Consider the following 10,995-nt stretch of genomic DNA (forward strand, 5'->3'; position numbering starts at 1 on the left):
CCCCGGTCGCCTTCCGCCGCTCCCCTCCTCCTCGCCGAGAACCTCCGGGTCACCTTCCCCGCCCGGCGCGGTGACCCCGCGCCGGCCCGTGCCGTCGACGGGGTGGACCTCGCCGTCCGCCCCGGCGAGATCGTCGCGCTGGTCGGCGAGTCGGGCTGCGGCAAGACGACCCTGGCCCGCTCGCTCCTCGGGCTGGTCCGGCCGACGGCGGGCCGCGTCACCTTCGCGGGCCGGCCGCTCGACCACTCCGCGCGCGCCCTGAAGGCGTACCGCAGGCGGGTCCAGCTCGTCCTCCAGGACCCGAGCGGCTCGCTCAACCCCCGCCACACGGTGTACGACGCGGTGGCGGAGGGGCTGCGCATCCACGCGTACCCGGGCGACGAGCGCGAGGCGGTCACGACGGCCCTGGCCCGGGCCGGGCTCCGGCCGCCCGAGCGGTTCCTCCTGCGCTACCCGCACGAGCTGTCGGGCGGCCAGCGCCAGCGGGTCGTCATCGCGGGCGCGCTCGTCCTGGAGCCCGAACTCCTCGTGGCGGACGAGCCGGTGGCCTCGCTGGACGCGTCGGTACGCGGCGAGATCCTGGCCCTGCTGCTGCGGCTGCGCGCCGAACTGGGCCTGTCCGCGCTGGTGGTGACGCACGACCTGGGCCTCGCGTGGAACATCGCGGACCGGGTCGCGGTGATGTACCTGGGCCGGATCGTCGAGACGGGGTCGGTCGAGGACGTCCTGAGGGCGCCCCGGCACCCCTACACCCAGGCCCTGCTGTCGGTGCTGCCCGAGGCGCCCGGCGACCCGGTCGTCCTCACCGGCGAGCCCCCGGACCCGTCCCGTATCCCCCCGGGCTGCCGCTTCCACGCCCGCTGCCCCGTCCTGGCGACGGGCGAGGCGGAGCGGGCGGGGGTGGCGACCGCCTGCCGGACGGAGGACCTGCCGGTCCTGAGCGGCACCGCCGAGGCCCAGGTGGCCTGCCACTGGGCCCAGGTGGCATCCCGTTAGGGGCGCGCGGGGCCGTATCGATCTGCGGCCACGACGAGCCGTCGGCCGGACGACCCGCCGGTCAGGCCCCCGCGTCGTGCACGGCCACCAGGTCCCGGGACCGCTTCACGTCGTCCGACATGGCCTCCAGCAACCCCTCGATGGAGTCGAACTTCGCCATCCCCCGCACGAACGCCAGGAAGTCGACCGCGACATGCAGCCCGTACAGATCGAGCCCCACCCGGTCGATGGCGTACGCCTCCACCGTGCGCTCGGTCCCGTCGAACTGGGGGTTCGTCCCGACGGAGATCGCCGCCGGCATCGCCTCGCCCTGCGCGTGCAGCCATCCCGCGTACACCCCGTCGGCGGGGATCGCGGTGTGCGGCAGCGTCTCCACGTTGGCCGTGGGATAGCCGAGTTCGCGGCCGCGCTGGGCGCCGCGGACGACGACGCCCTCCACGCGGTGCGGCCGGCCGAGGATCTCGCGGGCCCCGTCGACGTCGCCCTCGGCGACCAGGCGCCGGGTGAGGGTCGAGGAGAACGGCTCGCCGCCACCGGCCTCGCCGGTCACGTACAGGTCGACCACCTCGACCTCGAAGTCGTACGTGTCACCCTGCTCGGCGAGGAAGGCGACGTTGCCGGCGGCCTTGTGGCCGAAGCGGAAGTTGGGGCCCTCGACGACGGACTTGGCGTGCAGCTTGTCGACGAGGACCTTCACCACGAACTCGGCGGGCGACAGCTTCGAGAACTCGGTCGTGAAGGGCAGGATGAGCACCGCGTCCACGCCCAGCCCGGCCATCAGCTCCGCGCGCCGGTGGTGCGGGGCGAGCAGCGGCGGGTGGCTGCCGGGGCGCACGACCTCGCTCGGGTGCGGGTCGAACGTGACGACGACCGAGGGAACACCCAGCTCACGCGCCCGTTCGACGGCATGGCTGATGATCAGCTGGTGCCCGCGGTGGACGCCGTCGTACGAGCCGATGGTGACGACGCTGCGCCCCCAGTCCTGGGGGATGTCCTCCAAGCCACGCCAGCGCTGCACTGTGACCGCTCCTCGTCGAACCCGTGTCCGTGTCTGCCTCGTACGCAGCTCTAAGGGTGCCATGCCGCGTCCCCCCGGCCCGCATCGGCATGGGCCCTGTGACCGGCGGCACGCGACGGCGACGGGAACCGCGGGCCCCGGCCGGGAACCACGGCCTCACACCGGGACCCGTGCCCCCGCGAGGTTCTCGATCGTGCGGCCCGTGCTGGGGTCGACCACCGTGGACCAGTCGGCGGGCGCGGTGGCCAGCCAGCCGGTGACGAGCGGCGCGAAACCGGGGACCCGGCGCCCCAGGTCGACGAGGGCGCGGTCGAAGCGGGTGGCCCCGTCCGGGGTGCGCACGAGCAGGCGGCCCACGGTGTGGACCAGGGCGCGGGTGTGCTCCTCGTCGTCGTGGACGGCGCCTTCCACCGCGGCCCGTACGAGCGCGTCGAGCACCTCCGGATCGTGTTCGCCCGCCAGCAGCAGGTCCAGGAACTCGCGCCGCAGCGGGCGCGATCCGGGGGTGCCGGGCGCCGCGAACACCCGGGCGAGTGCGGCCCGCATCCGCGGCCGGCCCCCGTCGAGCAGCACGGCGACGAGGGGGTGCAGCACGGCGCGGGCGCCGGGGCCGTGCTCGATCCGCCGGTCGACGTACGCCGCCAGGTGCGCGGCCGCGTCCGGGCGCCGCTCCACTACGTCGCGTACGAGTGCGGCGACGCGGCGGGCCAGCGCCGGTGTCGTGGCCTCGGCGAGCGTGCGCAGGATCCTGCCGTCGTCCGGCTGCCGCAGGCGGTCGTGGAAGGCGGCGAGCACCGGATCCGGATGCGTGGCCAGCGCGGCGGTGAGGGCGCTCGCGGGCAGCCGCGGGTCGGCGGCCCGGAAGCGGGCCAGGGCCTGCGGCAGGTGGCGGGCCCGGGTGTGCGGGTCGCGGACCAGGAGCGCCAGCGCGCTCCCGTGCAGCGTGCAGTCGCCGGGGCGGCCGAGCAGGGTGAGCGCGGCGCGGCGCAGCAGTTCGCGGTCGGGCCCGGTGCGGGCGTGCGCGGCGGTCCGCAGCGCGTAGGCGGCGGCCGCCGCCCGCCGGGCCGGGCGCTCGTCGCGGGCCCAGCGGTCGACCGCGCGGCAGAGCGTGCCGGGCTCGTCCTCCGCGAGGATGTCGAGCAGCTCGTCCGCGCGTACGTGTCCGCTGTCGGCCAGCGCCTCGACGAGGTCGTCGGGGGCCCGGTGCCGGTGGGTGTGCAGGAGGACCTGGGCGGCGGTCGCGACGGTGGCGTCCGGGGTCGCGGGGAGCGGGCGTTCGTCGTCGAACCAGTGCGTGAGGAGCGGCTGCACGGCGGCCGGGTCGGCGGCCAGCAGCCCGGACACGGCGTCCAGGTGGCGCGGTTCGGTGGCGGGCGGTGCCTCGTCCGCCACGACGAGACGCCTCAGCAGGTCGAAGCGGTGGGCCTGCGGCAGGGGCAGCCGGAGCCAGAAGCCGGGCCCGAACCCGTCCGGCACCGCCCGCCCTTCGGCCCGCCAGCGCACCACCCGCTCGGCGAGGTGCCGCAGCGCTCCGAGGTAGGGGGTCGCGTCGGGCACGCGCAGCAGTACGCCGCGCAGGAGGCGGGTGGCCCACCAGGCGTCGGCGTCCCGGTGACCGGCGTCCCGGAGACCGGTGCCCCAGGGGCCGGTGTCCCAGGCGTGCGCGTCGGACTCCGTGACGAGGCCGTCCACCACGCGGAGCAGTTCACGCAGGCGGAGGGTGAGGCGGTCATCCCCCTGTTGACGTGGCACGAGGAGCAGGGCCTGCAGGACGGGCCCGATGCGGTGGCGCGGGACGACGACGTGCCCGGCGGGGTCGGAGCCGTCGGGGCTGCTGCGGCCGGGGCCGTCGGGACCGCCGCGGTCGGAGCCGTCGGGACCGCCGCGGTCGGAGCCGTCGGGGCCTCCGCCGTCCGGACCGTCCGGGCCGTCGCGGTGCGTCAGTGATCCCAGCGCGGTGTCCAGGTCGAGGTGCAGGCCCTGGATCCAATCGGCGAACTCCTCGTGGGCGAAGCGGTAGCCGTCGCCGGCCGGCACCAGCAGGCCCTCGGTGAGCACGGCGGAGGCCCACCCGGTGCACCCGCCGAGCCGCCGGTCGGGCACCGGACCCCACGGGAACAGGGTCTCGAACGCCGCCCGGTCCAGCTCCCCCTCCCCTGGTCCCAGACACCGCCGGGCCGCCACGTGCACCTGCCCCGCGACCCGGGCCGCCAGGCGCCGCACCGCCGTCCCGCGCAGCCCGTTGGCCGCCGCGAGCCGGACGGCCACCCGCAGGCACATCAGATCGAGGTACGCCGCGAAGACCTCGTCCCGCGCCGCCCGGCCCGGCCGGTTGCCGGGCAGCGCGGCCCGCACCTCCGACAGCAGCCGCAGTGTCAGGGGGTGCCGGGCGTCGGCGCCGTCCAGGACGCCCTCGGGAATCCCGTACCGCGCACGCGCCTCGCGCGCCTCGTCCGCCGCGAGGTCCCCGAGGCGTACGCAGACGGGGAAGGCGCCGGGCGCCCCGTGCCCGTACTCGACCTCGTGCTTGTCCGGCGGCGGCCCGTACAGCAGTCCCGGCGGGAACTGCGCCCCCGCCCACTCCCAGTACTCCTCCCGGCACGCCACCACGAGCCGCACCCCGTGCTCCTGCAGCCAGTCTGCGGTCGCGGCGGCCCACTCGGGCAGCCGGTCGGCGAGCCCCGGCGGCATCTCCTCGGGGCCGTCGAGGAGCAGCAGCAGGGGCCGGCCGGCCTCCCGGGCGAGGCGCGCCGACCGCTCGGGGCCGACGTCGCCGGGCGGGGCCGGCTCGCGTCCGGTCCCGCCGGCCGCCACGATCCGCCCCGCCCGTCGCAGGGCCCGCCGGGCCGCGTCGGCCACCGACGCGTCGGTGGCCAGCAGATCGGCTCCGCGCAGCCACAGGGTCGGGGCGGGCCGCGGGCCGCGGTTGCGGCGGCCGGCCAGGGCGGCCAGTTCCGTCGTCCGTCCGCTGCCGGGCGCGCCGACGAGTCCGAGGACGCCGCGGGGGCCCTCGGTGAACGCGGCGAACTCCGCGGCCACCGCCGCCCGTTCGACGGTCGGGGTGTCGCCGTGGGCCGGCGGGGAGGCGACGGTGGCCGTCAGTTCCAGTACGCCGGCCAGGTTGAGGTCGGCCCCGTACGCGGGGACCGTCGCGGCGTTGCGGGCCAGCAGGCCGGCGAGCGGGCCGCCGCCGGCCGCGACGCCCTGCGGTGCCGATCGCCAGCTCCAGTGCGCGGTCGAGGCGGTGGGTGCGGCCGGCCGCCGCGTACGTCACGGCGGCCGGGCCCAGCACGCGGGCCTCGCGCCAGCCGCCCGCCGCGATCCGGACGTACGCGCCGGTCTCCGCGGAGTCCCGGACGGTGACCGGGAGCGGGTCGAGGCCGAGGCCGTCGCAGTGGACGAGGGCGAGGCCGAGGGCCGGGAGAAGGGTGACCGCGTCGGCCGTGACCACGCGGGTGCGGTCCCCCGTGGGGGCGTGCAGGACGAGGCGGGGGAGGCCGTCGACCACCTCGTGAGCGGTGACGACGGTGCCGTGGTGGTCCGCGACGAACCCGGCCCCGCGGGGCCGCCCGTCGAGGTCCCGGATCCGCACGAGCCCCCGGCTTTGACCGGCCGCCTCGCCCCGCGGCGCCGGCACGTCCAGCCCTTGTCCCGCACCCTCCGCGTACCGCTCCACCGCGCCCGCGGCCCCGCCGGGCACCCTGGAAGTCCGGGCCGGTGCTTCATCGGTCGTGCCGGAGGCGGCGGGGTCCGGGGCCCGATGACGGCCCACGGCCCCCGGACCCCGTCCCGCCATGTCCGAACCTCCCCGCCGCGCGCGCCGTACCGTGCTCCGATGCTTCCGTTTCCGACGGTAGGCGCGCGGTGATCAGGCGCGACAGATCCCGAGCCGAACGAGCCCCCCTCCGCTCCCCCGGTTCACTCCGAGCGCCCGGCCGGACGGGTGAACAAGCAGGGCCGGATGGATACATCCTTGGAAGGGGGAACCGAGGGGGGAGACGGTGGAGCGGCGCACACAGGCGACCCTGTGCACGCCGCTCCACTTCGGAGAGGACCGGTCCGGCCCGCCGTCAGGTGAAGACCGCGAGGCTCTTGGCCTTGCCCTTCTGCTCCTCCACCAGCGCCAGGAACCGCCCCTCGGGGTCGAACACCCCGACGGCCCCGGCCCCGGTGTACTCCTCGGGCATCTCCAGCCGCACGCCGTTCACCAGCAGCTGCGCGCGCTTCGTGTCCACGTCCCACCGGGGGAACGCGCTGGTGGCCGCCTCCGCCACCGGCATCACGGTCAGCTCCTCCTGGAGCTGGTCGAGGGTGCGGGCGGAGTCCAGCTTGTACGGGCCCACGCGGGTGCGCCGCAGCGCCGTCAGATGACCGCCCACTCCCAGGCCCGCGCCCAGGTCACGGGCGAGCGCGCGGATGTACGTACCGGACGAGCACACCACCGAGACGATCAGGTCCAGCACGGGCGTGCCGTCCTCGGCCACGGCCTCCCGGACGTCGTACACGGTGAACGAGGAGATCCGTACCGGCCGGGCCGGGATCTCGAAGTCCTCGCCCTCACGGGCCCGCTTGTACGAGCGCACCCCGTTGATCTTGATCGCGCTGACCTTGGACGGCACCTGCATGATGTCGCCGCTGAGCTGGGCGATCCCGGCGTCGATGGCGTCCCGGGTGACCTTCGAGGCGTCGGCCGAGGAGGTGAGCTCGCCCTCGGCGTCGTCCGTCAGGGTGTTCTGCCCGAGCCGGATGGTGCCCAGGTACTCCTTCTCGGTCAGTGCGAGGTGACCGAGGAGCTTGGTCGCCCTCTCGACGCCGAGGACGAGCACGCCCGTCGCCATGGGGTCGAGGGTGCCCGCGTGCCCGACGCGGCGGGTCTTCGCGATCCCGCGCATCTTGGCGACCACGTCGTGCGAAGTGAAGCCCGACGGCTTGTCGACGATGACAAGGCCGTCGGGCGTCTTCTGCTGCTGCGTCATTTGGCGGCGTCGCCGTCTTTCTGCTCGGACCCGTCGGACTCGTCGGAGGTGTCGTCCTCGTCGTCCTCGGGCTTCCTGTACGGGTCGGCGTCACCGGCGAAGGTGGCGCCGGCCGAGACCTCGCGCACTTCGGCGTCCTTGGCCCGCGCCTTGTCGAGCAGGTCCTCGATGGTCTTGGCGGTGTCGGGCAGGGCGTCCGCCACGAAGGTGAGCGACGGGGTGAACTTCACGCCCGCCGCCGCGCCGACGGCCGAACGGAGTACGCCCTTGGCGCTCTGCAGGCCCGCGGCAGCCGCGGCGCGCTCCTCGTCGTCGCCGTACACCGTGTAGAAGACGGTCGCCTCTCGCAGATCCCCGGTGACCCGGGTGTCCGTGATGGTCACATGCGAACCGAGCCGCGGGTCCTTGATCCCACGCTGCAGCTTCTGGGCAACCACCTCTCGGATGAGGTCCGCCAGCCTCTTCGCCCGCGCGTTGTCGGCCACTGGTCCGTCTCCCTCTTATCTGCTGATCCTGCTGATCCTCGTACGGCCGGTTCTCGGCGCCGTACGCTCATTCGTCGTCTTCCCCGTGCAGCCGCCGTCGCACCGACAGCAGCTCCACCTCGGGGTGCCCGGCGACCAGGCGTTCGCACCTGTCCAGCACGTCGGTCAGGTGGCCGGTGTCCCCGGAGACCACCGCCAGTCCGATGACGGCCCTGCGGTGGAGGTCCATGTGCTCCACCTCCGCCGCGCTCACCGCGTACTTGCGGATGAGTTCGGCCACGATCGGGCGGACGACGGAGCGCTTCTCCTTCAGTGACCGTACGTCGCCGAGGAGGAGGTCGAAGGACAGAGTCCCCACGTACATGTGTGTGTCCGGATGTCCCGCCGGGTCGGGGTAGGTGGCCCGGCCGAGCGTTCCCGCCGGGGCCCTTGAACGGTACCCCGAACCGCTGGTACCTCTCGACGGGGTTTTCGCCCCCGCCGCCCCTTCCCGTCCCGTCCCTGGGGCTGCGCCCCAGACCTTCCCGTCCCGTCCCTGGGGCTGCGCCCCAGACCCCCCGTCGCGCTGCGCGCTCCCGCGCAGTTCCCCGCGCCCCTGGGTATCCAGGGGCGCGGGGAACTGCGCAACGGGGGGCGGAAAGCCCGTGGGGGCTGGCCCCCGGGAAGCAGTTCCCGGGGGCCAACCCCACACGGTCGAGCCGAGCCGCAGGCGTTACGCGCGCGGCTTCTCGCGCATCTCGTACGTCGCGATGACGTCGTCGATCTTGATGTCGTTGAAGTTGCCGAGGTTGATACCGCCCTCGAACCCTTCGCGGATCTCGGTGACGTCGTCCTTGAAGCGCCGCAGACCGGAGATGGTGAGGTTCTCCGCGATGACCTTGCCGTCGCGCAGCAACCGCGCCTTCGTGTTGCGCCTGACCTCGCCGGAGCGGACCAGCACACCGGCGATGTTGCCCAGCTTGGACGAGCGGAAGACCTCGCGGATCTCCGCCGTACCGAGCTCGACCTCTTCGTACTCCGGCTTGAGCATGCCCTTGAGGGCCGCCTCGATCTCCTCGATGGCCTGGTAGATCACCGAGTAGTAGCGGACGTCGACGCCCTCGCGCTCCGCCATCTGCGCCGCGCGGCCCGCAGCGCGGACGTTGAAGCCGATGACGATGGCGTCGGAGCCGGTCGCCAGGTCGATGTCCGACTCGGTGACCGCACCCACACCGCGGTGCAGCACGCGGATGTCGACCTCTTCGCCGACGTCGAGCTGGAGCAGCGAGGACTCGAGGGCCTCCACCGAACCGGACGCGTCGCCCTTGATGATGAGGTTGAGCTCCTGCACCAGACCGGCCTTGAGCGCCTCGTCCAGGTTCTCCAGGGAGAACCGGACTCCGCGCCGGGCGAAGTTGGCGTTGCGCTCGCGCGCCGCCCGCTTCTCGGCGATCTGCCGGGCCGTACGGTCCTCGTCGACGACGAGGAAGTTGTCGCCGGCGCCCGGGACGTTGGTGAGACCGAGCACGAGGACGGGGGTCGAGGGACCCGCTTCCTCGACGTTGTTGCCGTTGTCGTCGAGCATCGCCCGGACCCGGCCGTACGCGTCGCCGACCACCATCGTGTCGCCGATGCGCAGCGTGCCGCGCTGGACCAGGACGGTCGAGACCGCACCGCGCCCGCGGTCGAGGTGGGACTCGATCGCGATGCCCTGCGCGTCCTGCTCCGGGTTGGCCCGCAGGTCGAGCGAGGCGTCCGCGGTGAGGACCACGGCCTCCAGCAGGCTCTCGATGTTGAGGCCCTGCTTGGCGGAGATGTCGACGAACATCGTGTCGCCGCCGTACTCCTCGGCCACCAGACCGAACTCGGTGAGCTGACCGCGCACCTTGGTCGGGTCGGCGCCCTCGACGTCGATCTTGTTGACCGCGACCACGATCGGCACCTCGGCCGCCTTGGCGTGGTTCAGCGCCTCGATCGTCTGGGGCATCACACCGTCGTTGGCCGCCACCACGAGGATCGCGATGTCGGTCGACTTGGCACCACGGGCACGCATGGCGGTGAACGCCTCGTGACCCGGGGTGTCGATGAAGGTGATCCTGCGCTCTTCACCGTTGACCTCGGTCGCGACCTGGTACGCACCGATGTGCTGCGTGATGCCGCCGGCCTCGCCCGCGACGACGTTCGTCTTGCGGATGGTGTCGAGCAGGCGGGTCTTGCCGTGGTCGACGTGACCCATGACGGTCACGACCGGCGGACGGACCACGAGGTCGTCCTCGTCGCCCTCGTCCTCGCCGAACTCGATGTCGAAGGACTCGAGCAGCTCGCGGTCCTCCTCCTCGGGGCTGACGATCTCCAGGACGAAGTTCATCTCGTCCGCGAGGAGCTTCAGCGTCTCGTCGGAGACGGACTGCGTGGCCGTCACCATCTCGCCGAGGTTCATCATCACGCCGACGAGCGACGCCGGGTTGGCGCCGATCTTCTCGGCGAAGTCGGTGAGCGAGGCACCGCGCGACAGGCGGACGGACTGTCCGTTGCCGCGAGGCAGCATGACGCCGCCGACCGACGGGGCCTGCATGGCCTCGTACTCCTGGCGCCTCTGCCGCTTCGACTTGCGACCGCGACGCGCGGGACCGCCGGGACGGCCGAAGGCGCCCTGCGTGCCACCACGGCCACCCGGACCACCGGGACGACCGCCGAAGCCGGGACGACCGCCGCCACCGCCACCGGGACCACCCGGACGGCCGGCGAAACCGCCGCCACCGCCACCGGGGCCACCGGGACGGCCGGCGAAGCCGCCACCGCCGCCACCCGGACGGCCGGCGAAGCCGCCGCCACCGGGACGACCGCCACCGGCACCGCCGGGACGACCGCCGCCGCCGGGACCGCGACCGCCGGGGCCGCCGCCGGGACGGGGGCCGGCAGCCGGACGCTGCGGCATCATGCCGGGGTTGGGACGGTTGCCGCCGGGGCCGCCGCCGGGACGCGGAGCGCCACCGGGACCACCCTGCGGACGGGGCATGCCGCCCGGAGTGGGACGGGCACCACCGGGACCGCCGCCGGGACGCGGGGCGCCGCCGGGGCCGCCCTGCGGACGGGGACCGCGGTCCTGGCCCGCGCCCTGGGGACGCGGAGCGCCACCCGGGGCACCGGCGCCACCGGGGCCGCCGGGACCGGGACGGGCGCCGCCCGGACGGGGCGCCTGCGGGCGCGCCATGCCGGTGGAGCCACCCGAGGTGAAGGGGTTGTTGCCCGGACGCGGGCCGGCGGGACGACCGCCGGGACGCGTGCCCTGGCCGCCGGGACGCGGGGCGCCCTGACGGTCTCCGCGGTCACCGCGGTTGTCACCGCGCTCGCCGCGGCCCTGACCGGGACCACCCTGGCCGCCCTGTGCGGGACCGGCCGGACGGACGCCGGGCTTCGGGGCGCCGGGACGGGCACCGGTGGGACGCGGGGTCGCCGCCGGGGCGGCCGGAGCCTGCGCGGCCGGAGCCTGTGCGGCGGGAGCCGCGGGCGGGGCCGTGAACTCGGGCGCGGCCGGGGC

The 10,995-nt window shown here is 74.9% G+C and carries 7 protein-coding genes; 1 reads left to right on the forward strand and 6 read right to left on the reverse strand.

The features are described from left to right. A partial coding sequence (locus tag FGF04_RS34490; protein WP_149515454.1) for an oligopeptide/dipeptide ABC transporter ATP-binding protein occupies window positions 1–996 on the forward strand: 996 nt, incomplete at its 5' end. A 61-nt stretch (window positions 997–1,057) separates the two neighbouring features. Here FGF04_RS34490 and FGF04_RS34495 read toward each other — a convergent pair. The 6 genes from FGF04_RS34495 to infB form a co-directional block, all read right to left on the reverse strand. Then, window positions 1,058–2,014, reverse strand: a complete 957-nt coding sequence (locus FGF04_RS34495) for a bifunctional riboflavin kinase/FAD synthetase (protein ID WP_149515326.1) — start codon at window positions 2,012–2,014, stop codon at window positions 1,058–1,060. 156 nt (window positions 2,015–2,170) lie between these two features. Further along, window positions 2,171–5,053: a serine protease gene (locus FGF04_RS34500; protein WP_235882640.1), complete on the reverse strand. Its 2,883-nt coding sequence runs from the start codon at window positions 5,051–5,053 to the stop codon at window positions 2,171–2,173. Between the two features lie 1,031 nt (window positions 5,054–6,084). Next, a complete protein-coding gene (truB, locus tag FGF04_RS34505; protein WP_149515327.1) occupies window positions 6,085–6,990 on the reverse strand; it encodes a tRNA pseudouridine(55) synthase TruB in 906 nt (301 codons plus the stop codon). Then, on the reverse strand, window positions 6,987–7,475 hold the full coding sequence (gene rbfA, locus FGF04_RS34510) for a 30S ribosome-binding factor RbfA (RefSeq protein ID WP_149515328.1): 489 nt from the start codon (window positions 7,473–7,475) through the stop codon (window positions 6,987–6,989). Before rbfA ends, truB begins: the two co-directional genes overlap by 4 nt. A gap of 67 nt (window positions 7,476–7,542) precedes the next feature. Next, a complete protein-coding gene (locus tag FGF04_RS34515; protein WP_149515329.1) occupies window positions 7,543–7,839 on the reverse strand; it encodes a DUF503 domain-containing protein in 297 nt (98 codons plus the stop codon). A gap of 348 nt (window positions 7,840–8,187) precedes the next feature. Beyond that, a partial coding sequence (gene infB, locus FGF04_RS34520) for a translation initiation factor IF-2 (RefSeq protein WP_235882641.1) occupies window positions 8,188–10,995 on the reverse strand: 2,808 nt, incomplete at its 5' end.

Origin of the sequence: Streptomyces apricus, from assembly GCF_008369065.1 — a bacterium.
Lineage (GTDB): Bacteria > Actinomycetota > Actinomycetes > Streptomycetales > Streptomycetaceae > Streptomyces > Streptomyces apricus.

Bases quoted from the DNA above. Each gene is read 5' to 3' on its own strand.
- truB (WP_149515327.1), bottom strand. From the start codon at position 6,990: ATGACGCAGCAGCAGAAGACGCCCGACGGCCTTGTCATCGTCGACAAG.
- FGF04_RS34515 (WP_149515329.1), bottom strand. From the start codon at position 7,839: ATGTACGTGGGGACTCTGTCCTTCGACCTCCTCCTCGGCGACGTACGG.